Source organism: Micromonospora aurantiaca ATCC 27029 (assembly GCF_000145235.1).
In the GTDB taxonomy this organism is placed as follows: domain Bacteria; phylum Actinomycetota; class Actinomycetes; order Mycobacteriales; family Micromonosporaceae; genus Micromonospora; species Micromonospora aurantiaca.
Genome location: NC_014391.1, coordinates 3,660,057 through 3,682,985 on the forward strand (window position 1 = coordinate 3,660,057; position 22,929 = coordinate 3,682,985).

The following is a 22,929-nucleotide window of genomic DNA, read 5'->3' on the forward strand; positions in this document are numbered from 1 at the left end:
GGCACGCGAAAGGCCGGCACCCGGATCGGGTACCGGCCTTTCGTCAGGTCTTACTTGTTCCAGTGCTCGGCGACGATCTCGGCGGCCTGCTTCTCCCACTGCGCGTACGCGTCGGGGTAGGCGCTGACCTGCACGGTCTGCGCGGCCTCGGTCAGCGGCATGTCCTGCCAGCCGTCGACCTGCTTGAGGCCCTTGAGGAACGCCAGCGTCGAGTACTCGGGGTCGGTGATCTGCTCCGGCGTACCCCAGCCGCTGGACGGCCGCTGCTGGAACAGGCCCAGCGAGTCGTGGTCGTTGCGGTCACCCAGGTGACCCAGGTTCTCCAGCTTCGACTCCTGCAGCGCGGTGGCGATCGAGATGACCGCGGCGCGCTCGGGCAGGCCCGCCTTCTTGGTGGCCGCGATGATGGCCTTGGCGTTGGCGAGCTGCTCGTCGTTCAGGTCCACGTGCGACTGCGCGCCCTGCGGGCTCACGCCCTGGACCGCGACGGCGGCCGGCTTGGCGGTGTCCGCCGCGTGGGCGGCGACCGGACCGGCGAACACGCCACCGGTGAAGGCCAGACCGGCGATACCGAGGATGCTCTTGCGCAGGATCGTGTTCATGGTGGGCTCCGTTCGGGGGTCGACGCATCCGGGGGGATGCGTGGGCACCGTCAGGCGCTCAGGTTTCTCGGGGGGATCCGGCAGCGCGGGGCGTGCCGGGTGCATAAGCAACGACCGGCAGCCCGGGGTTGTTCCCGGGGGGCGCTCGGCGGCGCCGCTCCGGTCGCGCACCGGGTTACAACGCCATCCGCCCACCCCCGATTCCGCCCACCAGGTGCCGCCCACCACAGCCGAACCGGACACGGCGCGCACAGTCCCCACCGCCCCGTCGATCTTGGAGTTGTGGCGCCCAGGATGTCTGGTTTCACGAGGTCTGCGAGGTGCCACAACTCCAAGATCGGCGAGGGCCGGGCCTGCTCCGTGCGAGAACGGCCGGCCCCGGAAGGGCCGGCCGTTCGCTACGGGTGTCGGGTCACCAGACCTGCTGGACGATGTCCGCCGCCTGCTCCTCCCACTGCGCGTACGCGTACGGGTAGGCGGACACCTGGACCGTCTGCGCGGCGGTGGTCAGCGGCAGCTCGTGCCAGCCGCCCACGTTCTTCAGCGCGTTGAAGAACGCCTTGCTGGAGTACTCCGGGTCGGTGATCTGCTCGGACGTGCCCCAACCGGACGACGGGCGCTGCTGGAACAGGCCCTCCGAGTCGTGGTCGTTGTACGCGCCGAGGTGACCCAGGTTGTACAGCTTCGACTCCTGGAGCGAGGTCGCGACGCCGATCACGGCGCCCCGCTCCCCCACGCCGGTCTCCTTGGCCGCCTCGACGATGGCCTTGGCGTTGTCGAGCTGCGCGTCGTCGAGCGGGATGCGCGACTGCGCGCCCTCGACGCCGTGTGGCACGAGCTTCTCCTTGGCCGGCCGGTCGGCCCGGGTCGGCACCTTGTCCAGGCCGGTGGTCTGGCCGGGCTTGACCGCCTCGGTGGAGGTCTTCTTGCCGGTGGCCAGGTCGATCGCGGCCTTGGCGCCGGCGTGCGGCCCGCTGGTCACGGGCGCGGCCACGGCGACGGGGCCGACGGCCAGGCCGCCCAGGACTGCCACACCCGCCACGCTCAGCGCGGCACGGCGGTTACGGGTGACGGCGGCGGTCTTCGCGACGGCGGTCTTCGCGATGGCGGGGAGCCATCGAGTGAAGTGCTGCTTCACGATGGTTGCCCTTTCGATCGTTACGACGCGCTCCGGGGTGAGCGCCCCTCGAGGGACTACCGCCGGGTAGGTGTTTGGCTTCCGGCGGTACGGGGGACACAACCAGCCCGCAGTGTCGGTCATTCCGGAAATGCCGGGCAGGGCCGAGGCTGCGGTCCAGGTCACCCGCGATTCCGGGCAGCGGCTGCCGGAGCGCGGCGGACGGGACGAAAAGGGATGATCAGGCCGGAACGCCGAACCGGACCAGCACGTGCCAGAGCTGCTTGAGGTGCTGAAGCGTCACCGCGGCCGGCCCCCGGTCGGCCCAGCGCTGCGGCTCGCGTACCACCGAGGCGGCGGCGCGCCCGACGAGCGCGGCGTGCAGCGGCTCCCCCGGGCGGGCGAACTCGGCGGCGACCCGTACGGCCAGCGGCGGGATGTCCGGGCCGCGGAACTCGGCGTCCACGGCGTCGACGGGCAGCACGAAGCCGGGGTGGAAGCGCAGCGCCACGCCGTGCCGCGCGGCGATGCCCTCCAGGCGGCGCCCCACGTCGGTGCCGCGGAACGACGGGTCGACCACGAGCGCCTCGACGTCGCGGGCCAAGCTGATCTCGCCGTGCACCTGCGCCTCGATGTAGTCGTCCAACGCCCGGCCGACCCGCCCGGACTCCCGTTCCCGGCGGCGCAGCAGCGTCCGCAGCAGCGTGCCGGTGTCCATGCCGGCCACGCCCAGGGCGACGCCGGTACCGGCGGTGGCGGTCAGCACCGCCGCGAACACCGGCTCGAAGACGTCGACGGTGCCGAACTCGGTGGGCTCGATGTGGCTGTCACCGAAGCTGAACGTCGCCCGGGCCAGCACCTCCGGGCGCAGCCGCAGGTGACACGAACCGAACCGGGGGCACGCGCCGTCGGCGTGGTCGAGCAGGTTCAGGCCGCCGTACTTCGGGCGCTCCGTGGGGAGCACGCCGGGACGCTGGTACGCGCCGCCGAACATCGCCTGCTCCCAGACGTCCCGGTCGCCGCCCGGGTACGCGGTCAGCCCGCCGTTGGAGATGCCGGTCTCGAACTGGCTGCGGTAGACGCCCTCCTCGTCCAGCGCCTCGACCACTGTGCGGCCGTCCCGCAGCACCCGGTCGGGGTGGAAGTTGACATTCAGGCGCCCGTACCCGGTCACCGCGGCGACGACCTCCTCGTACCGGTACCTGGCGCCGGAGGCGGCGAGGTGGCGGGCGATGACGGCGAGCGCCGCCGGGCGGTCGCGCAGCGCGACGTCGCGGACGTGGCGCAGCGCGGCGGACTGGGCGGCGGTGAGTGTGGCGACGGACACGGGCCCGAGTATCACCGGACGGGACCTCGCCCGGCCACACGGTTTCGGTGCCGTCCGAAGCGGACGGACGCCCGCCGGCGCGCGGACGGGCCGGGAGACGCCGCGGGCCCGGACCGGACTGCTCCGGCCGGGCCCGCGCGGGTGTTCGGTCCTCAGTGGCCCCGGGCGATCCACTCGTCCAGGTGCGGCGCCTCGGCCCCGATCGTGGTGTCGTCGCCGTGCCCCGTGTGCACCACCGTCTCCGGCGGCAGCGTGAGCAGCCGGGTACGGATCGACTCGACGATGGTGCCGAAGTCGCTGTACGACCGCCCGGTCGCGCCCGGTCCACCGGCGAACAGGGTGTCGCCGGTGAAGACCGCGCCCAGGTCGGGGGCGTACAGGCTGCACGCGCCGGGACTGTGGCCGGGCGTGTGCAGCACCCGCAGCGTGGTGCCGCCGACGGCGAACGTCTGCCCGTCGGTGAGGTCGCCGTCCGGGGCCGTGCCCGGGTGCACCATGTCCCACAGCACCCGGTCGGCCGGGTGCAGCAGCACCGGCGCGCCGGTGGCCCGGGCCAGCTCGGGCGCGACCCGGACGTGGTCGTCGTGGGCGTGGGTGGCGATGATCGCCAGCACCCGCCGGTCACCGATCACCTCGCGGACGGCCGCCACGTCGTGCGGCGCGTCGAGGACGACGCACTCCGAGTCGTCACCGATCACCCAGACGTTGTTGTCCACGTCGAACGTCTGGCCGTCGAGCGAGAACGTGCCGGAGGTGACGGCGTGGTCGACGCGGGCGGTCACGGGAAGACCACCACCGAGCGCAGCACGTCGCCGTGGTGCATCCGGGCGAACGCCTCCTCGACCTGGTCGAGGGCGATCTCCTCGGTGACGAACGCGTCCAGGTCCAGCCGGCCCTGCCGGTACAGCTCGGTCAGCATCGGGAAGTCGCGGCTGGGCAGGCAGTCGCCGTACCAGCTGGACTTGAGCGCGCCGCCGCGGCCGAAGACGTCCAGCAGCGGCAGGTCGACTGTCATCTCCGGGGTCGGCACGCCGACCAGCACGACGGTGCCGGCCAGGTCGCGGGCGTAGAACGCCTGCTTCCACGTCTCCGGGCGGCCGACCGCGTCGATCACCACGTCGGCGCCGAAGCCGCCGGTGGCCGCGCGGATGGCCTCCACCGCGTCGTCCTCGGAGGCGTTGACGGTGTGGGTGGCGCCGAACTTGCGCGCCCAGTCGAGCTTTCGGGAGTCGGTGTCCACCGCGATGATCGTGGTCGCGCCGGCCAGGGCCGCGCCGGCCACCGCCGCGTCGCCGACGCCGCCGCAGCCGATCACCGCGACCGAGTCGCCCCGGGTCACGTTGCCGGTGTTCATGGCCGCGCCGAGACCGGCCATCACGCCGCAGCCGAGCAGGCCGACCGCCGCCGGCCGGGCCGACGGGTCGACCTTCGTGCACTGCCCGGCGTGGACGAGCGTCTTCTCGGCGAACGCGCCGATGCCGAGCGCGGGCGTCAGTTCGGTGCCGTCGGTGAGCGTCATCTTCTGCGTCGCGTTGTGGGTGGCGAAGCAGTACCACGGGCGGCCGCGCCGGCAGGCCCGGCACTGCCCGCAGACCGCGCGCCAGTTGAGCACCACGAAGTCGCCGGGCGCCACGTCGGTGACGCCGTCGCCCACCTGCTCCACGATGCCGGCGGCCTCGTGGCCGAGCAGGAACGGGTAGTCGTCGTTGATGCCGCCCTCGCGGTAGTGCAGGTCGGTGTGGCAGACGCCGCACGACTGGATGCGGACCACCGCCTCGCCCGGCCCCGGGTCCGGCACCACGATGGTGGTGACCTCCACGGGCGCGCCCTTGCGCCGCGACACGACTCCCCGGACTTCCTGGCTCACGGTGCCTCCTTCGTTGCGTGCATCTGCACCCAGAACCTACCGCTGATCATGACCCGCGAACCAATGAAGGCCGCCGGATTGTCCTGGTCATGACCGGGTACCCGGTGTGCCGGTTCTACCAGGTGGGACGGGAGTGATCATGAGGCTGTCGCATGCGCCGCTGCGGGTCGCCATCGGCGCGTACATCCTGAACTCCGGGCTGGGCAAGCGGGGCCTGGAGGGTGAGGCCGCCGCGGGCATGCACGGCATGGCGGCCGGCGCGATGCCGCAGCTGCGGCAGATCCCGCCGGACCGGTTCGCCGTGCTGCTGTCCCGGGGCGAGGTCGCGCTCGGCGCGGCGCTGCTCGCCCCGTTCGTCCCGTCGCTGCTGGCCGGAGCCGCGCTCACCGCGTTCGGCGCGGGTCTGGTGCAGCTCTACCTGAAGACGCCGGGCATGCGCGAGGGCACCAGTCTGCGGCCGAGCCAGGAGGGCATCGGCCTGGCCAAGGACGTGTGGCTGGTCGGCGCGGGGCTGACCCTGGTGCTCGACTCGCTGGTGCGGCACCGGCCCTGAGCCGGCCGCGCCGAAACCGCGCCCGGCCGCCCGCGTACTCAGGCCGCCGCCGGCACCGCAGCGGCGGCCCGCTCGTCGGCGAGGCGGCGGCGGGCGGCGTTGCGGTAGCGCAGCACCTGCGCCGCGCCGAGCGCCCAGAGCAGGAACTGCACGGCGAACGCCCAGCGGAACGCGGACAGCGGCGGCGCGTCCCTCCCGGCCGGGGTGGCCAGGTCGAGCACTACGCCGACGGCCAGGATCAGCGCGATCGAAGCGACGAAGCCGCCCACGTTGACGATGCCGGTGGCACTGCCGATGCGGTGCACCGGGTTGAACGTGCGGGCGTAGTCGAACCCGATCATCGAGCCGGGTCCGTTCACGGCGAGCACCACCACAAGCGCCACCAGCAGCCAGTGCGGCGCGCGGCCGGGCCAGGCCAGGACCACCGCCCACACCCCGGCGGTGGTGGCGGTGATCGCGAAGACCACCACCGAGCGGTGGAACGGGTGGCGCGAGCACAGGTGCGCGATCACCGGCCCGCACACGAGCGTCACCACTGTCATCAGGGTGAGCATCCCGGCCGCCGCGGTCGGCGAGAACCCCTGCCCCTGCACGAGGAACGGGTACCCCCACAGAAGCGCGAACACCGCGCCGGAGAACTGGGTGACGAAGTGCGTCCACAGGCCCAGCCGCGTGCCGGGCTGCGCCCAGGCGTCGGCGAGCTGCCGCCGTACGGTAGGCAGGTCGGGGGCGAGCGCGGTGGCGTGTTCGGCGTGCGGGGTGTCGCGTACCGCGACGAGGACCAGCAGCACCACCGTGGCGCCGAGCGCCGCGGCGGTCAGGAACGCCGGGGTCCAGCCCGCGCGGTGCAGCAGCAGCACCAGGGGTACGGCGCCGAGCACCGCACCGAACTGGCCGACGGTGCCGGTGAGCTGCACCAGGAGCGGGTTGCGCCGGCCGGGGAACCAGAACGCGACGATGCGCAGCACGCTGATGAAGGTCATGGCGTCGCCGAGACCGACGAGCACCCGGGCGGCGACGGCGGCCGGTACATCGCCGGCCACCGCGAACAGGAGCTGCCCGGCCACCATGAGCGCGCCGCCGGCAAGCAGCAGCCGGCGTGAGCCGTAGCGGTCCAGCAGCACCCCGACCGGCACCTGCATGGCGGCGTAGACGGCGAGCTGGGCGACGGAGAACGTGGCGAGCGCGGCGGCGTTGATGTGGAAGCGCTCCGCCGCGTCGACCCCCGCCACGCCGAGGGAGCTGCGGTGGAACACGGCCGTCAGATAGGCGGTGACGGCCACCGCGTACACCAGGGCGGCGGGGCGGCGACCCGCGTTCACCGCAGCGTCCCGAGCATCCGCGCGGCGGTGTCGATGTGCGCGGCGACCGCGTCGTGCCAGGCCTGCGGGTCGTCGCCGTCGAGCGCGGCGAGCTGGCCGGCGTGCTCGGTGAGGGCGACCTCGGCCCAGCCGGGTGAGAGCCGGAAGCTCGCCTCGCCCATGCGGAGCTGCCTGTCGCGCAGCCGGTGGTACAGCTCGGCGAGGATCTCGTTGCCGGCGGCCTCGACCACTGCGGCGTGGAACGAGCGGTCGGCGGCCATCAGGGTGGTGATGTCACCGGCGGCGTGCGCGCGGCGCATCTCGTCCAGCCAGCGGGCCAGGTCGGCGCGCAGCTCGGCGCGGCGCGGCCAGACCCGGTCGGCGGCGTGCAGTTCGACCAGGCGGCGGGCCTCGATCACGTCGGCGATCTCCCGGGCCGACACCGGCCGGATCAGCGCGCCGCGCTTCGGGTAGAGCTTGACCAGCCCTTCGGTCTCCAGCCGCAGCAGCGCCTCCCGGACCGGGGTGCGGGACACCCCCGTCGCCTCGGCGACCTCGCCCTCGCTGACGAGCTGGCCGCCCGGGTAGACCTGTTCCAGGATGGCCTGCTTGAGGTGCCGGTACGCCCGCTCGGCGGCGGACGGCGCGGTCCGGCTGGGATGCGTCATGTATCTAAGCTTGCTCCGCCGGCCGCCCGCCGGCCCGGCGCGGGCCGGGACAGTGGCGCAGGCCACGGTCAGGCCCACAGCTCCCGCAGCAGCGCCTCCACCTCGGCGGTCCGCTCGATCTGCGGCATGTGCCCGGTGTCGCGGAACAGGTGGCTGCGCGCCTCGGGCAGCCGGGTGCTGGCGTACGCCAGGTGCGCGGCGGGCAGGACCAGGTCGCGCTCGCCCCAGACGAGCAGCGTGGGCAGGCCGAGCGCGGCCACCGCGTCGAGCAGGTCGGCGCGCCACTGCGGGCGTACGCCGCGCCAGGTGCCCAGGTCGCGGACCAGCTCCAGCATCACCCGGGCGGCGTGCGGCTGCCGGGCCACCGCGAGCGCGGTGGCGAGCCGCTCGGCGGTGACGTACGCCGGGTCGTGGAAGATCGCCCGTTCGGTCCGGCGGACGATCCCCGGGTGCGGGCGCAGCAGCAGCCGGGCCAGCGGGCGTACCGCGAGCAGCCGCAGCGCCACCGTCACCTCGCGGCCGAAGCCGGCGCTGTTGAGCAACGCCAGGCTGGCGACGCGCCGCGGTTCGTCGGCGGCCAGGCGCATCGCGACCGCCCCGCCGAGGGAGTTGCCGACCAGGTGGGCGGGGCCGGTCACCCCTGCCACGTCCAGGAAGCGGGCCACCGCGGCGGCCAGCGCCGGGAGCGTGTGCGGTCCGTCCAGCGGCGCGGAGCCGCCGTGCCCGGGCAGGTCCACCGCGAGCACCAGGTGGTCGCGGGCCAGCTCCGTGTGCAGGGCGGTGAAGTCGTCGAGGGTACGGCCGATGCCGTGTAGAAGCACCACGGGCGGCCCGTCGCCGCTGATCCGGCAGCGGGTACGCCGCCCGTCGACGGTGCGCTCGCCGGCCGGGGGCAGGGCGAGCGTCACGCCCGGCGTCCGGGTTCCGCCCCGGCCTCCTCGCCGGTCCGGGGAGACGGCACCGGCACGCCGGCGTCGGCCCGCCGGGCCGGACGGAGGCGCATGCCCAGGGCCAGCACCCGGCCGTACCCGGCGGGGGCGACGCGGGCGAGCAGGTCGGGCAGTTTCGCCGACCAGCCGATCAGCACCCGGCCGCGACGGCGCTGCGCGCCGCGCAGGATCACCTCGGCGGCGGTCGCCGGGTCGATGGTGAGCAGCTTCTCGAACTGCTTGCGTCCGGCCTCGTACTCGTCGAGGGCCACGCCGCTGCCCACCCGGGCGCTGGCGGCGATCCGGGTGCGGATGCCGCCCGGGTGCACCGATGTGACGCCGACGCCGTCGTCGACGAGCTCGTGCCGCAGCGCCTCGGTGAACCCGCGTACGGCGAACTTGCTCGCCGCGTACGCGGCCTGCCCGGCGGGCGCGATCAGGCCGAACAGGCTGGACACGTTCACCAGGTGGGCGCCGGGTTCGGCCTTGAGCGCGGGCAGCAGCGCGTGGGTCAGGCGCACCACCGCCCGGAAGTTGATCTCGATGACCCAGAGGAACTCCTCCAGGGTGACCTGGTCGAAGCGTCCGCCCAGCGCCACACCGGCGTTGTTGATCAGCAGGCGGATCCGGGGGTGCGCACTGTGGATCTCGGCGGCGACCCGGTCGGTGGCGTCGGCGTCGGCCAGGTCGACCAGATGGGTCTCCACCCGCCGGTCCGGGTACGCGGCCCGGATCGCGGCCACGGTGGCGGCCAGGCCGTCGGCGTCCCGGTCGAGCAGCACCAGATCGGCGCCGCGCCGGGCCAGGCCGTGGGCCAGTGCCGCGCCGATGCCGCTCGCCGCGCCGGTGAGCACCGCCGTGCCGCCGGGGAAGACGAGGTCACGCATCGGTTCCTCCCGAGGTGGTGGCCGCCGTGGCGGGTATGCCGGCGCGGTCGAACCGTACGCCGTCGGTGAGCGGGCCGTGCCGCATCAGGCGTACGTCTCGGGGATAGTTCTGGTGCAGCCGCCACGGCGCCTGCGGCCCCTGCTTGGGCAGCTGGTCGACGGCGCGCAGCACGTAGCCGGACTGAAGGTCGATGATCGGCACCAGGTCGTCGGTGTCCGGGGCGAGCGGCGTGACGATCTGCCGGCCGGTGTCGTCGAGGTGGCGCAGCAGCCGGCACACGTACGTGGCGACGAGGTCGGCCTTGAGCGTCCAGGAGGCGTTGGTGTAGCCGATGGTCATGGCGAAGTTCGGCACGCCGGACAGCATCATGCCCTTGTAGGCGACAGTCGAGGCGAGGTCGACCTCCGCGCCGTCGACAGCCAGCGTCATGCCGCCGAGCGCGAGCAGGTTGAGGCCGGTGGCGGTGACCACCACGTCGGCGGGCAGCTCCTCACCGGAGGCGAGCCGGATGCCCTGCTCGGTGAACGTGTCGATGGTGTCGGTCACCACCGACGCGCGGCCGGCGCTCAGCGCGGCGAACAGGTCCCCGTCCGGCACCACGCACAGCCGCTGGTCCCACGGGTTGTAGCGGGGCGAGAAGTGCCTGTCGACGTCGTACCCGGACGGGAGGCGGCCCTTCGCGGCCCGGCGCAGGAACCGCTTCACCACGCCGGGGGCGCGGCGGCTGAGCTGGAAGTTGGCCACGCCGAGCGTGACGTTCTTCCACCGGGCCACCGCGTACGCGGCCTTCGGGGGCAGCCAGCGCCGCGCGGCGTCGGCGAACGGGTCGCGCGAGGGCAGCGCGATCACGTACGTGGGTGAGCGCTGGAGCATGGTGACGTGGGCGGCCCGCTCGGCCATGGCCGGGACCAGGGTGACGGCGGTGGCGCCGCTGCCGATCACCACGACCCGCTTGCCGGTGTAGTCCAGGTCGTCGGGCCAGTGCTGCGGGTGCACGAGCGTGCCGGCGTACCGCTCGACGCCGGGGAACCGCGGCGTGTACCCCTCGTCGTAGCGGTAGTAGCCGGAGTTGGTGAACAGGAAGGCGCAGGTGAGGGTGACGTCCTCGCCGGTGTCGTCGCGGTGGGCGTGCACGGTCCAGCGCGCGGTGGCGCTGTCCCACTCGGCGCGGACGGCCCGGTGGTGGAAGCGGATGTGCCGCTCCACGTCGTACTCGCGGGCGGTCTGCCTGACGTACGCCCGGATGGAGTCGCCGTCGGCGATGGCCTTCGGGTCGGTCCACGGCTTGAACGAGTAGCCGAGGGTGTACATGTCGGAGTCGGAGCGGATGCCCGGGTAGCGGAACAGGTCCCAGGTGCCGCCGATGGCGCCCCGGGCCTCCAGCACCGCGTAGGTCTTGCCGGGGCACTCACGTCCGAGGTGGACGGCGGCGCCGATGCCGGACAGGCCGGCCCCGACGATGAGGACGTCGACGTGGTCTGCGGCCATCGCTTCTCCCGTTCGCACCGGCGGTGGACCGGACACTATCCATCGCCGTCGACCGCAGTCAACACCGTGTCGAGTCGAATCGACAGGGTGTCGAGCGGGTGTAGCATCTGCCGACATGACGACCGCCCGTACGCCGACCGGCGCCGCGCCGACGCGCGGGCGGCGGGCCGGCCGGTCCACCGGCGACGACCGGGAGACCGCGATCCTGGCCACGGCCGAGCGGTTGCTCGCCGAGCGTCCCTTCGCCGACATCTCCATCGACGACCTGGCGCGCGGCGCGGGGATCTCCCGGCCCACGTTCTACTTCTACTTCCCGTCCAAGGACGCGGTGCTGCTCACGCTGCTCGACCGGGTCACCGAGGAGGCCGACGCCGCCGCCGGGGGCGTCTTCGAGCGGCTCGCCGAGGATCCGCGCGCCCACTGGCGGGAGCTGATCGCCCGGTTCCACGCCACGTTCGGCGGGCACCGGGACGTGGTGCTGGCCTGCGCCCAGGTGCGCGGCACCAACGCCGAGGTGCGGCGGCTCTGGGCCGAGGTGCTGGAACGCTGGGTCCGCGCGGTGCAGGCCGCGATCGAGTCCGAACGCGCCCGCGGCGCGGCCCCGGACGGGCTGCCCGCCCGGGACCTCGCCATCGCGCTGAACTCGATGAACGAGCGCGTCTGGTACGCCACGTTCGCCGGGGACGGCCCGGCGGTGGCCGAGCGGGACGTGGTGGACGTGCTGCTCGACGTGTGGCTGACCGCGATCTACCGGACCGCCACGCCGCCGGTCACCGCGTCCGGCGGAACTCCATGACCCAGTTGGTCTCCCACGTGCGCTCACCGTCGGTGGAGAACGCCTGCTCCCAGCGGCATGAGTCGGCGGTGACCGCCGACCAGAGGAACCGGCAGCGTACCGGCCGCCCCTCGTCGGTGTCGTCGGCGTAGAACGTGCCGACGCCGCCGGTGAACCGGCCGACCACCGGGGGCAGTTCCAGCACGCCACGGCTGCTGTGCATCCAGTAGATCGACCACAGCCCGGTCGACGGGTTCAGGATGCGCACCGTGGAGCCGGAGAAGCCCCGGCTCGGGCAGCGCATCTCGTCGAAGCTGCCCGCGCCGTCGAAGAACGAGCGCGCCTCGCTGACACCGGCGAACTCGTCCCAGTCGTCGCTGCCGACGTGGCGCTGCCGCAGGCGCCGGTTGGTCACGTCCCAGGTGCCGACGAGGAAGTCGAAGTCGCCCATCAGCGGCCCACCGGCCCCTCGGCCCGGGCGTCGGCCAGGTAACCCGCGAGGTCCGGCCGGTCCGGTGCGAGCACGTGCCGGATCCAGGCGGTGCGCTCGTGTTCCAGTACGCCCAGTTCCCAGACGCAGCCGACGCCGGGACGGGTGAGGTCGACGAAGTGCGCCGGGTCGTCGTCCGGGCAGTCCAGCGCGGGCTGCCCGGCGATCGCGATGCGGCACTCGACCACGTTGTCGAAGAACCAGCTGTACGCCAGCAGGTACGCCCCGGTGTCCGCGCCCCGGTGCAGCACCACCCAGCTCGCCGGCGGGGTGGAGCCGTCCGGGCCGGGCAGCAGCGACGGCAGGTACGCGTACGCGGCGTCGACCACCCGCGGTTCGAGACGGCGGTCCGGCTGGTCCATGTGGTAGCGCTTGACGTGCCGGCCGGCCACCTCGACGGTCCCCGGCACGGTCAGCTCCTTGTCGTGAAAAGCCATGCGGGCACGCTAGGACCGCTCCCCTGACAGCTAGTGTCAGTGGAATGCGGGCCAGCCGACTCCTGTCCATCCTGCTGCTCCTCCAGGCGCACGGCCGGCTCACCGCCGCCGACCTGGCCGCCCGCCTCCAGGTGTCGGCGCGCACGATCTACCGGGACGTGGAGGCGCTGCACGCCGCGGGCATCCCGCTGTACGGCGAGGCCGGACACGACGGCGGCTACCGGCTCGTGGAGGGCTGGCGCACCCGGCTGACCGGGCTCACCGCCGAGGAGGCGGACCGCCTGCTCTTCGCCGGGCTCCCCGGGCCTGCGGCCGAGCTGGGCTACCAGTCGGTCGTCGCCGCCGTCCAGCTCAAGCTGCGGGCCGCGCTGCCCGCGCCGCTGGCCGACCGGGCGGCCCGGCTGGAACAGCGGTTCCACCTGGACACACCGGGCTGGTACTCCGACGGCGACCCGTCGCCGCACCTGGCCGAGGCCGCCGAGGCGGTGTGGCGGCAGCACCGGCTCCGGGTGCGGTACCGGGGCTGGCGGGGCGAGACGACCCGGGTCCTCGAACCGTACGGGCTGGTGCTCAAAGGCGGACGCTGGTACCTGGTCGCCGCCCGGCCGGACCGCGCCGACCCGGCCACCTACCGGGTCAACCAGATCCTGGACCTGACCCCGCTGGACGAGCCGTTCGAGCGGCCGGAGTTCGACCTGCCGGCGTGGTGGCGCGCGCACGTGGTGGAGTTCCGGGCCGGCCTGCACCGCGACGAGGCGCGCATCCGGCTGTCGCCACGCGGGTTCGCCCGGCTGCGCGAGGTCGGCAGCGACGTGGTGGTGGCCGCCGCCGAGGCGAGCGCCGGCCCGCCCGACGCCACCGGCTGGGTGCACGCGGTCATCCCGATCGAGTCGCTCACCCACGCCCACGGCGACCTGCTCCGGCTCGGCGCCGACGTGGAGGTCCTCGCCCCGGAGGCGCTGCGCACCCGCCTGTCCGAAACCGCCGCCGCCCTGGCTGCCCTCTACCACCCGCCCTCCGCCCCGCCTCTCCCCGGTTGATCAAGGAGTTCGTGTCCTTCCAGGAGATCGACTCGGACACGAACTCCTTGATCACGGGGGCGGGGTGACGGCGTCGGCCACCGTGGAGAGGGCTCGGTCGATCTCGGAGGGCGGGGTTGCCGCGTAGCCGAGGACCAGGCCTGGCGGCTGCGGGCGCCGGCTGTGCCAGGACAGCGGGTGGACCTTGACGCCGCGGCGCAGCGCCGCCGCCGCCAGCGCCCGGTCGTCGACGTCGCCGGGCAGCGTGACCATCAGGTGCAGCCCGGCCGCCGCGCCGTGCACCACCGCCCCCGGCAGGTACGCGCGGACCGCCCGGATCATCGCGTCCCGCCGGCGTACGTGCCGGTGGCGCAGCAGCCGCAGGTGCCGTTCCAGCGCGCCGGACTCCATCAGCTCGGCCAGCACGAGCTGCGGCAACGCCGCGTTGCCGAGGTCGGCTGCCCGCTTCGCGGCCACCACGTCGGCGTGCAGCGCGGGCGGCACCAGCATCCACCCGATCCGCAGGGCCGGCGCGAGCAGCTTGGAGATGCTGCCGACGTAGCAGACCCGATCCGGCGCCATGGCACGCAGCGCCGGCACCGGCGGACGGTCGTAGCGGTGCTCGGCGTCGTAGTCGTCCTCCACCACCAGGCCGCCGTCGCGTGCCCACCGCAGCAGCCGCCGGCGCCGGTCGCCGTCGAGCACCACCCCGGTCGGGAACTGGTGCGCCGGGGTGAGCAGCACGGCCGGAGCGCCGGAACGCTCCAGCTCGTCGACACACAGGCCACTGTCGTCCACCGGGATCGGCGGTGTCGCCAGCCCGGAGTAGACCAGGTGCTGCCGTACGCCCAGCGAGCCGGGATCCTCCACCGCGACGGTGTGCGTACCCCGGTCGTGCAGCACCCGCGCGAGCAGGCCGAGCGCCTGGGACACCCCGGCCACGATCACCACCTCGGCCGGGTCCGCACGGACGCCCCGGTTGCGGGCCAGCCAGTTCGCGACCGCGAGCCGCAGCGCGGGCGTGCCGGCCGGGTCGCCGTAGCCGAGCGCGGCGGGCGTCATCCGGTGCAGCACGGCCCGCTCGGCCCGCAGCCAGGCCGCGCGGGGAAAGGCCGCCAGATCGGGTACGCCGGGAGTCAGGTCCACCTGCGCCGGTACGGCGCGCAGCTCGTCGAACGCGTCGACGCCGGGCCGGGTGGCGAACACCTGCGGTGCTGTCCTCGGCTCGGGCGGCCGGGTGATCACGGCGGCCGGCGTGGCGACCACCACCGTTCCGGCCCGGCCGCGTCCCGCCACCTGCCCGTCCTCGGCCAGCCGCTGGTACGCCTCGGTCACCACACCGCGGGAGACACCCAGCTCGGCGGCGAGCACCCGGCTGGCGGGCAGACGCGTGCCCACCGGCGCCCGTCCGTCGGCGATGGCGGATCGCAGCCGGGCGGCGAGCCAGTCCGCGCGGCCGCCGGGCGGCGCCTCGCCGACGTCGAGCTGGAGGAAGTCCGCGCCGGCCGCTTTGGACTCCTCGGGAGCGGCAGCTTTGGCCCTGTCCATCGGGCCATTATGGGCACAGGCTGGACCGCATGACAGTCGCCTTCCTGCTGACGTCGCTCGTCGTCGCGATCACTCCGGGCACCGGGGTGATGCACACGCTCGCCACCACTGTGACCGCCGGACGCCGGGCCGGCCTGGCCGCTGCCGCCGGCGGCACGCTCAGCCTCGTCCCGCACGTGATCGCCGCGGTGACCGGACTGGCCGCCCTGCTGCGCGTCGGCACCCCGGCGTTCCGCGTGGTGACCTGGCTGGGCGTGGCGTACCTGCTCTGGATGGCCTGGTCGGCGCTGCGCGACCGGGGCACGTTCGCCCTCGACGGCGACCGGCCCCCGCGTCCGGCGGCGGCCGTGTTCCGGGACGGGGTGCTGCTGAACCTGCTGAACCCGAAGGTGACTGTGTTCTTCGTGGCGTTCCTGCCGCAGTTCGTACCGCCGGACGCGCCCGCCGCCACAGCGCGCATGCTCGCCTGCGGCCTGGTGTTCATGGCCGTCACGCTGCTGGTGTTCACCGGGTACGCGCTGCTGGCCGGGGCGTTGCGCCGACGGGTGCTGTCCCGGCCCCGGCTGACCGGGCTGCTGCGGCACGCCTTCGCCGGCAGCTTCCTCGTCCTGGGCCTCGGCCTCGCGTTCACCGCCTAGCCCTCAGCACCTGGAAGGAGTCTTCCCGTGCGTTTCCGGCACTCCCCCGAGATCTGGTCGGCCTTTCCCGAACTGACCTGCGGCGTCCTGCACGCCACCGGCGTCACGCCCGACGTCGACGTCACGCCACGGCTGGCCGGGTATCTCGGCACCGCCCGGGACCGGCTCGCCGCCGGGCCGGAGGGCGGCTTCCCGGAGATCCAGGCGTGGCGTCGCGCGTTCGCCCGGATGGGCTGCCCGCCGACCCGCTACCGCTGCGCGGCCGAGTCGCTGCTGCGCCGGCTGCGGCGGGACGGGGACCTGCCCCGGCTGCATCCGCTCGTGGACCTCGGCAACGCGCTCTCGGTCCGGTACGCGGCGCCGGTCGCAGTGCTCGACGTGGCCCGGATCGGCGGCGACCTGACAGTGCGCCCGGCCGACGGCACGGAGTCCTATCTAGGGCTCGGCGGTGACAGCGAGCAGCCCGCGCCCGGCGAGGTGATCTTCGCCGACCAGGGCGGGAACGCGCACGCCCGGCGCTGGTGCCACCGGCAGAGCGGCACGTCAGCCGTACGGGCCGGCACCACCGAGGTGCTGGTGGTGGTCGAGGCGATGCACGACGGGGCGGCGCCGACCGTGCGCCGGATGCTGGACGAGCTGGCGGCGGCGCTGGACGAACAGTGGCGCGTGCCGTCGCGGACGGCGCTGCTCACCGCTGACGCGCCCGAGTTCGCCGTGCCGGTCCGGACGGGCTGACCCGCCGGCGTGGTGACGGCCGGTCGCGCGGCGTGACGCCGGCTCCGGGCGTCCGGCGACGACGCCGGCAGCCGCCCGGCTCGTCGTCAGGCATCGGGGTCGTCGGGGCGGTCGCGCGCCATCAGCTCGTCGTCAGGCGTCGGGGTCGATGCGGTCGCGCGCCATCAGCTCGTCGAACTCGGCCGGGGTGATCTCGCCGGTGCGCAGCCGCCGGGCGTTGGCGGCGAACCGGGCCGTCGCCGCGCCGCGCGCGTCCGGCTCGGTGAGCAGCCCGGCGTCGGCCGTCAGAGCGCTCGCGGCACCCGCCACGTCGTGCGGATCGGCCAGGTCGACCGGCTCGCCGTGCAGCTCGCGCAGGGCGTCGGCGAGTCGCGCGTCGGCGGCGTCACCGGTGCCCCACAAGCGCCGGGCGAGGTCGACGGTGCGGCCGAGCGAATCCTCGCCCACCCGTTCGGTGCCTATCTCGGCACGCATCATGCGCAGGAAGCGGATTGTCACAGCGTCGGAGTCATCGGCGATCACGCCCGTACCCTAGCGAGCGGCTACGACGAAACCGCCGGGCGAGCCGGGGTCGTCCGGCCGGTTGAGGTCGCCACCCGCGGGTAGTGCGCGGACATGCCCGAACGATACGAGGACTACGACCGCGTCGCGATCGTCACCGGTGCGGACTCCGGCATCGGCAAGGCGTGCGCGGTGGCGCTCGCCGAGGCCGGTTACGACATCGGCATCACCTGGTACGGCGACGCGGCGGGGGCCGACCGTACCGCCACCGAGGTACGCGCCACCGGCCGCCGCTGCGAGACCGCCGAGCTGGACCTGACCCGGCTGCCCGAAGCGGCGGCGGTGGTCGACGAGCTGGCCGACCGGCTCGGTGGCCTGGGCGTACTCGTCAACAACGCCGGCACCGGCCTGTCCGAGCCCTTCGTGGACGTGAGCTGGGAGAAGTGGCGGGACGTGCTGGCGGTGGACCTGGACGGGCCGTTCCTGTGCTCGCCCGGCCGCCCGGCGGATGCGCGCGGCCGGGCGAGGTGGCCGGATCATCAACATCACCAGCGTGCACGAGCACGCGCCCCGGGTCGGCTCGTCGGCGTACTGCGCGGCGAAGGGCGGGCTCGGCCTGCTCACGAAGGTGATGGCGCAGGAACTGGCGGCCGACGGGATCACAGTCAACGCGGTGGCGCCGGGCGAGATCGCCACGCCGATGACCGGGCAGGAGGACGTCGACCCGTTCACGCAGGACCGTCCCGGCGTGCCGGTGGGGCGCCCCGGTGACGCCCGCGAGGTGGCAGCGGTGGTGGCGATGCTCGCCTCACCGGCTGCGGCGTACGTGACGGGGGCGTCGTGGGCGGTGGACGGGGGGATGCTGTTGATGGGTCCGCAGGCTTCTGCGCTTTCCTCCCATTCGTGGCGCGCTGCTTAGTCCTTGGTCACTGTTCGGGCTCCGGTCACCGTTCAGGGCCGGGGGCGACCGTGCCCGGCTCCGGGCGGTCAGGCTTGATCCCTGCGCCGGGCACGGTCGCCCCCGGCCCCGTCGTGGGTCACGTGCGTTCGTTGCTGCCGGGTTCGGGGGTGGCTCCCACCGCCGCATCCTCTCGGGAGCTTGTGGGCTCGTTCTCGGGGTAGTGGCAGGCGGCGAGCTGCCGGCCGTCGTCGCGGGTGGTCAGCGCCGGTTCTTCGGTGGCGCACCGGTCGGTGGCCTTCCAGCAGCGGGTACGGAACCGGCAGCCCGACGGCGGGTTGAGTGGCGTGGGCACGTCTCCGGTGAGACGGATCCGTCCGGCGGGGCCGAGCGTGGTGACGTCCGGGATCGCCGACAGCAACGCCCGGGTGTACGGATGCTGTGGCCGCGTGTAGATGGTGTCGCGGTCGCCGATCTCGACGATCTTGCCGAGGTACATGACGGCGACGCGGTGGCAGAAGTGCCGCACGACGGCGAGGTCGTGGGCGATGAACACGAACGCCAGGTCGAGGTCGCGTTGCAGGCTGCGCAGCAGGTTGATGACCTGCGCCTGGATCGACACGTCGAGGGCGGAGACGGGTTCGTCGGCGACGATGAGTTTGGGTTTGAGGGCGAGGGCGCGGGCGATGCCGATGCGCTGGCGTTGCCCGCCGGAGAACTCGTGCGGATACCTGTTGTAGTGCTCCGGATTCAACCCGACCAGTTCCAGGAGTTCCTGCACCCGCTTCTTGACGCCGCCGGGTGGGGTGATGCGGTTGACCTGCAACGGCATCGCCACGATCCGCCCGACCGTGTGGCGGGGGTTCAACGACGCGTACGGGTCCTGGAAGATGATCTGCAGGTCCTGCCGCAGCCCGCGCAGCTCACCACGCCCGGCGTGGGTGATGTCCCGCCCCGCGAAGGTGATCGACCCGGCGGTGGGCTCCAACAGCCGGACCAGCATCCGCCCGGTCGTGGTCTTCCCACACCCGGACTCCCCCACCAGTCCGAGGGTCTCGCCCGGCCGCACGTCGAAGTCCAACCCGTCCACCGCCCGCACCGCACCCGTGCTGCGCAGGCCCTGCCGGACGGGGAAGTGCTTGGTCAGCCCGCGCACCGACAGCAGCGGCTCGCTGCCCGGCGCCGCACGGACGGCCTCACCCCGCCGGCCGTCGACCGCGCCCGTCGTGTCCCGGTCAGCACTCATCGGGCCACCCCCACCTGCGCGACCTCGTCGCGATAGATCCGCTCCCGCGCAGCGACCGGCAGATGACACGCCACCAGATGCCCTGCCGCCCCCGCCGGAACCAGCTCCGGAACCTCGGCGCGCGACCGGTCGCCGTTCACGTCGGCCCACCGGCACCGCGGATGAAACGCACACCCCGACGGCAGGTTGATCAGACTGGGCGGGTTACCCGGAATCGGCAACAGGTCCGCGTCCGCGTCACCGTGCAACGACGGCACACTCGACAACAACCCCCACGTGTACGGATGCTGCGGCACCCGCAACACCCGCTCCACACTCCCGTGCTCCACCGCCCGGCCCGCATACATCACCAACACGTCATCAGCCACCTGACTGACCACACCCAGGTCATGCGTGATCAACACGATCGCCGACCGGAACTCCTCCTGCAAATCGGCAAGCAGATCCAGGATCTGCGCCTGCACCGTCACATCCAACGCCGTCGTCGGCTCATCCGCGATCAGCAGATCCGGATCATTAACCAACGCCATCGCGATCATCGCCCGCTGCCGCATCCCACCCGAGAACTCATGCGGATACTGATCGAACCGCCGCGCCGGCTGCGGAATCCCCACCCGGCCCAACATGTCCACCGCGCGGCTGCGGGCCTCGCGCCGACCGGCCCTCGGATGATGCACCCGGTACGCCTCAGCGATCTGCCTACCCACCGAGTAGTACGGATGCAACGCCGACAACGGATCCTGGAAGACCATCGCCATGTCCCGGCCCCGCAGCCGCCGCACCTCCTCCTCACCCAACCCCACCAGCTGACGCCCACCCACCGAGATCTCCCCGGAGATGGTCGTGCGCTTCGCGTTGTGCAAACCCAGGATCGCCAGCGAGGTGACGCTCTTACCGGAACCGGACTCCCCCACGATCCCCAGCGTGCGACCCCGCTCCACGGCGAACGACACACCGTCCACGGCCCGCACCACACCGTCCTCGGTGTCGAACCGCACCCGCAGATCCCTGACCCGCAGGTACGGGCCCTCGCCGCGACGCGGCGCCGGAAGCTCCACCATGTCCGTCTCCTCCTCCTCAGCTCAGCCGGACCCGTGGGTCGATCACCGCGTACAGCACGTCGACGACGATGTTGGCGACCACGATGAACACCGCCGCCAGCAGCACCGTCGCCATCACCACCGGCAGGTTGAGGAACTGCACCGCCTCCACTGTCGCCTTGCCGAGACCCTGGAGGCCGAAGATCGTCTCGGTGATGAAGGTGCCGCCGAGGCTGGTGCCGATGTCCAGCCCGGCGATCGTGACGATCGGTGTGATCGCCGCCCGCAGCGCGTGCCGGGTGTGCACCGTCCGGGCGGGCAGCCCCTTCGCCCGGGCGGTGCGGACGAAGTCCTCCGACAGCGTCTCCACCATCTGCGCCCGGGACAGCCGGGCGTACAACGCCGAGTTGAGGAAGCCGAGCGTCATCCAGGGCAGAATCAGCCCGGCCGCCCAGCGGAACGGGTTCTCGGTCAGCGGGGTGTAGCTGGGGAACGGCAGCAGCCCGGTGGAGTAGACGAGCAGGTAGAGCAGGATCAGCCCGAAGAAGTAGACCTGCATCGACGCCCCGGCCAGTGTGACGCCGATCGCGGCGCGGTCGAACGCCGTACCCCGGTGTAGTGCCGACACCATGCCGAGCGAGATGCCGAGGCCGAGCCAGAGCACGGCGCCGCCGAGGACGATGCTGAACGTCACCGGGGCGCGCTGGGCGACGATCTCGGTGACGGGCTGGTTGTTGCGGAACGAGTAGCCGAGGCAGGGTGCCGGGCAGTCCTGCCGGAAGTCGCCCTCGCCGTAGGTACGGCCGGCGAAGACGCCGCTGACGAAGTCGGCGTACTGCCGGGGCAGCGGCTGGTCGATGCCGAGGCGACGCTCGACTTGGGCGATGTCCTCGGCCGTGCAGTTCTTGCCGCACATCACCTTCGCCGGGCTGCTCGGCACCGCGAAGAAGAGACCGAACGTGACCAGGCTGATGACGACCAGGGTCAGGGCGGCGACGAGCAGCCGCCGTACGACGAAACGGAGCACGGGAGCACCTCCCCCGGGGTGGGCGCGGGGGCGGACGCCGTGGCAGCCGCCCCCGCGCGGCTGTCACTTCTTCACGTAGATGCCGTTGAGCGAGATGATCCCGAACGCGTCGCTGAGGAAGGCGTTGCCGACCTTCGAGCCGTGCAGCTCGTAGGTGGCGTCGTAGTAGCAGGGCACCACCGGGGCGTACTTGTCCATGATCATGCGGTCGAGCGCCATCCAGCCGGCGTCCTGCTCGGCGGCCGGCAGGTCGCGGACCCGGTCGATCTCCGCGCTGACGGACGGTTCATTGAGGTACGACAGGTTCTGGTTGCCCTCGGCCACGATCTCCCGTCCGTCGTAGACCGGGGGGATGACAGTGGAGCCGGTGGGCCAGTCCGAGCCCCAGCCGGTGAGGTAGAGGTCGTACGGGTTGTCCTTGCGGCCGACCTCGTCGTAGTAGCTGCTGTTGTCGATCGGCTTCATCACGATGTCGAAGCCCATGTCGGTGAGGTTCTTGCGCAGCGCCTCGGCCTGCTGGGTGCGCAGTTCCAGGTTGGAGTGGGCGAGCACCAGCTTCGGCCGCTTGCCGGCGAGCAGCTCGGCGGTCTTGGCCTTGTCGCCGGTGACCGGGGCGTTGTACAGGTCGTACGGGACGAATCCGGCGGTGGTGGGCGACATGAGCGTGGTGGCGGGTGAGCCGGCGGCCTGCCCGCCGAGCACCTTGAGCAGGGCGTCCTTGTCGACGGCGTAGTTCAGCGCCCGCCGTACGCTCAGGTCGGTGACCCGCTGGGTGTTGATGCTCAGCACCCAGTTGTACTGCGTCGGGCCGCGTACCACGCGGTCGGAGACGCCGGATCCGGTGGTGCGGGGCAGCACCGACGGCGGCACGTCCGACCAGCTCAGCGCCGCCTGGTCGGCCGGCCCGTCGGCGACCAGGCGCTCGGCGATCTGGGCCTGCTCCAGGCCGAACGTCATCCGGATCGCGTCCGGGTACGCGTTGCGGATCGGGTCGGTCGCCGGATCCCAGTTCGGGTTGCGTTCCAGCTCCAGCGACACGTCGCGCTGGTAGGTCTTCACCCGGTACGGCCCGGACGAGAACGGCCGCAGGTCGTAGTTCGCGCGGGTGTCCTTCGCGGCGGGCACGGGCGCGCTGGTCGGCAGCGCCGCCGCGTACGGCAGGTCGCAGTGCGGCTGCGGGAAGGTGAACCGGATGGTCCGGTCGTCGGGTGTGGCGACGCCGTCGGGCACCGGCTTGCCCCCGTCGTACGGTCCCTTGTAGGTGGCGTTGTACGCCCCGCCCGGGTAGAGCCACTGCTGGATGTAGTGCGGGCCCTCGTTGAGGTTCGCCGCGAACGACCGGGCGATGCCGTGGGCGACGTCCTTGCTGGACACGGGCGTGCCGTCCTCGTACTTCACGCCGTCGCGCAGGGTGAACTCCCAGACCTTGCAGTCGCCGTTCACGTCCTTGCCGGGGTTGGTGGCCAGGTCGCCGACGAGCAGCAGCTTGCCGCTGCCGTCCTCCTTGTAGCCGTTGAGCGCGCGGTACAGCAGCCCACCGGCGACCTGCTGCACGTTGACGTAGTTGCGGGCCGGGTCGAGGTGCTCGAAGTCGGCCGGCTGCATCACGGTGAGGGTGCCGCCGCGGGTCGCCCCGTCGACGTCCTTCGCCGGGCCCTGGTTGTCGGCGGCCTCGTACGAGATCGATCCGCTCTGGGTCTTGGTCTTCTGGTCGTCGCCGCCGCCGTCGTCGGTGGTGGGGCTGCAGCCGGCGGCGGCCAGCGCCGCCGCGGCGAGGACACCTGTCAGTGTCCGGGTTCGTGCGCGCACGGTGTGCTCCTTCCTGCCCGGCGGCC

23 protein-coding genes and 1 pseudogene are annotated in these 22,929 nt (G+C 73.2%); 6 read left to right on the top strand and 18 right to left on the bottom strand.

What is annotated here, in order from left to right; all coding sequences use genetic code 11:
* Positions 1 to 50: 50 nt before the first annotated feature.
* The 5 genes from MICAU_RS16185 to MICAU_RS16205 form a co-directional block, all read right to left on the bottom strand.
* On the bottom strand, positions 51 to 602 hold the full coding sequence (locus tag MICAU_RS16185) for a hypothetical protein (RefSeq protein WP_013286406.1): 552 nt from the start codon (positions 600 to 602) through the stop codon (positions 51 to 53).
* Positions 603 to 1,014: 412 nt separating this feature from the next.
* Positions 1,015 to 1,740, bottom strand: coding sequence for a hypothetical protein (locus MICAU_RS16190; RefSeq protein ID WP_030275023.1), 726 nt, complete (start codon positions 1,738 to 1,740; stop codon positions 1,015 to 1,017).
* A gap of 220 nt (positions 1,741 to 1,960) precedes the next feature.
* On the bottom strand, positions 1,961 to 3,061 hold the full coding sequence (locus MICAU_RS16195) for a DUF3626 domain-containing protein (RefSeq protein ID WP_013286408.1): 1,101 nt from the start codon (positions 3,059 to 3,061) through the stop codon (positions 1,961 to 1,963).
* Positions 3,062 to 3,198: 137 nt separating this feature from the next.
* Positions 3,199 to 3,828 (bottom strand): MBL fold metallo-hydrolase, encoded by a 630-nt coding sequence (locus tag MICAU_RS16200; RefSeq protein ID WP_013286409.1) that lies wholly within the window; start codon positions 3,826 to 3,828, stop codon positions 3,199 to 3,201.
* Entirely contained in the window at positions 3,825 to 4,913 is a 1,089-nt protein-coding gene (locus tag MICAU_RS16205) for an S-(hydroxymethyl)mycothiol dehydrogenase (RefSeq protein WP_013286410.1), read from the bottom strand. The genes MICAU_RS16200 and MICAU_RS16205 overlap by 4 nt, the downstream gene beginning before the upstream one ends.
* Before the next feature lie 139 nt (positions 4,914 to 5,052).
* Here MICAU_RS16205 and MICAU_RS16210 point away from each other — a divergent pair, with 139 nt between their 5' ends.
* The gene (locus MICAU_RS16210) at positions 5,053 to 5,466 is read left to right on the top strand and encodes a hypothetical protein (protein ID WP_013286411.1); all 414 of its coding nucleotides are present in this window, start codon (positions 5,053 to 5,055) and stop codon (positions 5,464 to 5,466) included.
* Positions 5,467 to 5,504: 38 nt separating this feature from the next.
* Here the strand turns inward: MICAU_RS16210 and MICAU_RS16215 are convergent, their stop codons facing one another.
* From MICAU_RS16215 to MICAU_RS16235, 5 genes are all read right to left on the bottom strand, one after another.
* Complete coding sequence (locus MICAU_RS16215) at positions 5,505 to 6,788, bottom strand: MFS transporter (RefSeq protein ID WP_013286412.1); 1,284 nt, start codon at positions 6,786 to 6,788, stop codon at positions 5,505 to 5,507.
* The gene (locus MICAU_RS16220) at positions 6,785 to 7,435 is read right to left on the bottom strand and encodes a GntR family transcriptional regulator (protein WP_036311809.1); all 651 of its coding nucleotides are present in this window, start codon (positions 7,433 to 7,435) and stop codon (positions 6,785 to 6,787) included. The genes MICAU_RS16215 and MICAU_RS16220 overlap by 4 nt, the downstream gene beginning before the upstream one ends.
* A gap of 68 nt (positions 7,436 to 7,503) precedes the next feature.
* Positions 7,504 to 8,343, bottom strand: coding sequence for an alpha/beta fold hydrolase (locus tag MICAU_RS16225; RefSeq protein WP_013286414.1), 840 nt, complete (start codon positions 8,341 to 8,343; stop codon positions 7,504 to 7,506).
* Complete coding sequence (locus tag MICAU_RS16230) at positions 8,340 to 9,251, bottom strand: SDR family NAD(P)-dependent oxidoreductase (protein ID WP_013286415.1); 912 nt, start codon at positions 9,249 to 9,251, stop codon at positions 8,340 to 8,342. The genes MICAU_RS16225 and MICAU_RS16230 overlap by 4 nt, the downstream gene beginning before the upstream one ends.
* The gene (locus MICAU_RS16235) at positions 9,244 to 10,740 is read right to left on the bottom strand and encodes a flavin-containing monooxygenase (RefSeq protein WP_013286416.1); all 1,497 of its coding nucleotides are present in this window, start codon (positions 10,738 to 10,740) and stop codon (positions 9,244 to 9,246) included. Before MICAU_RS16235 ends, MICAU_RS16230 begins: the two co-directional genes overlap by 8 nt.
* Positions 10,741 to 10,855: 115 nt before the next feature.
* On the opposite strand from MICAU_RS16235, the gene MICAU_RS16240 reads away from it, so the two are divergent.
* On the top strand, positions 10,856 to 11,536 hold the full coding sequence (locus MICAU_RS16240; protein ID WP_013286417.1) for a TetR/AcrR family transcriptional regulator: 681 nt from the start codon (positions 10,856 to 10,858) through the stop codon (positions 11,534 to 11,536).
* Here the strand turns inward: MICAU_RS16240 and MICAU_RS16245 are convergent.
* Positions 11,511 to 11,966, bottom strand: a complete 456-nt coding sequence (locus MICAU_RS16245; RefSeq protein ID WP_013286418.1) for a hypothetical protein — start codon at positions 11,964 to 11,966, stop codon at positions 11,511 to 11,513. The genes MICAU_RS16240 and MICAU_RS16245 overlap by 26 nt on opposite strands.
* Positions 11,966 to 12,442 (bottom strand): hypothetical protein, encoded by a 477-nt coding sequence (locus MICAU_RS16250; protein WP_013286419.1) that lies wholly within the window; start codon positions 12,440 to 12,442, stop codon positions 11,966 to 11,968. The genes MICAU_RS16245 and MICAU_RS16250 overlap by 1 nt, the downstream gene beginning before the upstream one ends.
* 44 nt (positions 12,443 to 12,486) lie before the next feature.
* Between MICAU_RS16250 and MICAU_RS16255 the strand changes: the two genes are divergently transcribed.
* Entirely contained in the window at positions 12,487 to 13,482 is a 996-nt protein-coding gene (locus MICAU_RS16255; RefSeq protein ID WP_013286420.1) for a helix-turn-helix transcriptional regulator, read from the top strand.
* A 51-nt stretch (positions 13,483 to 13,533) separates the two neighbouring features.
* On the opposite strand, the gene pdxR is transcribed toward MICAU_RS16255, so the two are convergent.
* Positions 13,534 to 15,009 carry a MocR-like pyridoxine biosynthesis transcription factor PdxR gene (gene pdxR / locus MICAU_RS16260; protein WP_013286421.1) on the bottom strand — a complete coding sequence of 492 codons (1,476 nt, stop codon included), beginning with the start codon at positions 15,007 to 15,009 and terminating at the stop codon, positions 13,534 to 13,536.
* Positions 15,010 to 15,038: 29 nt separating this feature from the next.
* Between pdxR and MICAU_RS16265 the strand changes: the two genes are divergently transcribed.
* Positions 15,039 to 15,647 carry a LysE family translocator gene (locus tag MICAU_RS16265; protein ID WP_013286422.1) on the top strand — a complete coding sequence of 203 codons (609 nt, stop codon included), beginning with the start codon at positions 15,039 to 15,041 and terminating at the stop codon, positions 15,645 to 15,647.
* A 27-nt stretch (positions 15,648 to 15,674) separates the two neighbouring features.
* On the top strand, positions 15,675 to 16,382 hold the full coding sequence (locus MICAU_RS16270; protein WP_013286423.1) for a B3/B4 domain-containing protein: 708 nt from the start codon (positions 15,675 to 15,677) through the stop codon (positions 16,380 to 16,382).
* A gap of 132 nt (positions 16,383 to 16,514) precedes the next feature.
* Here MICAU_RS16270 and MICAU_RS16275 read toward each other — a convergent pair whose 3' ends face one another.
* Entirely contained in the window at positions 16,515 to 16,904 is a 390-nt protein-coding gene (locus MICAU_RS16275) for a hypothetical protein (protein ID WP_013286424.1), read from the bottom strand.
* A 93-nt stretch (positions 16,905 to 16,997) separates the two neighbouring features.
* Here MICAU_RS16275 and MICAU_RS16280 point away from each other — a divergent pair.
* Positions 16,998 to 17,802 (top strand): annotated as a pseudogene (locus tag MICAU_RS16280) (SDR family oxidoreductase).
* Between the two features lie 118 nt (positions 17,803 to 17,920).
* Here the strand turns inward: MICAU_RS16280 and MICAU_RS16285 are convergent.
* The 4 genes from MICAU_RS16285 to MICAU_RS16300 all read right to left on the bottom strand — a co-directional run bounded on the left by MICAU_RS16285 (position 17,921) and on the right by MICAU_RS16300 (position 22,903).
* Positions 17,921 to 19,027, bottom strand: a complete 1,107-nt coding sequence (locus tag MICAU_RS16285) for an ABC transporter ATP-binding protein (RefSeq protein ID WP_013286425.1) — start codon at positions 19,025 to 19,027, stop codon at positions 17,921 to 17,923.
* Positions 19,024 to 20,088 carry an ABC transporter ATP-binding protein gene (locus MICAU_RS16290; RefSeq protein WP_013286426.1) on the bottom strand — a complete coding sequence of 355 codons (1,065 nt, stop codon included), beginning with the start codon at positions 20,086 to 20,088 and terminating at the stop codon, positions 19,024 to 19,026. Before MICAU_RS16290 ends, MICAU_RS16285 begins: the two co-directional genes overlap by 4 nt.
* A gap of 16 nt (positions 20,089 to 20,104) precedes the next feature.
* Positions 20,105 to 21,094, bottom strand: coding sequence for an ABC transporter permease (locus MICAU_RS16295; protein WP_013286427.1), 990 nt, complete (start codon positions 21,092 to 21,094; stop codon positions 20,105 to 20,107).
* 63 nt (positions 21,095 to 21,157) lie between these two features.
* Positions 21,158 to 22,903, bottom strand: a complete 1,746-nt coding sequence (locus tag MICAU_RS16300) for an ABC transporter substrate-binding protein (RefSeq protein WP_013286428.1) — start codon at positions 22,901 to 22,903, stop codon at positions 21,158 to 21,160.
* Between the last annotated feature and the right edge of the window lie 26 nt (positions 22,904 to 22,929).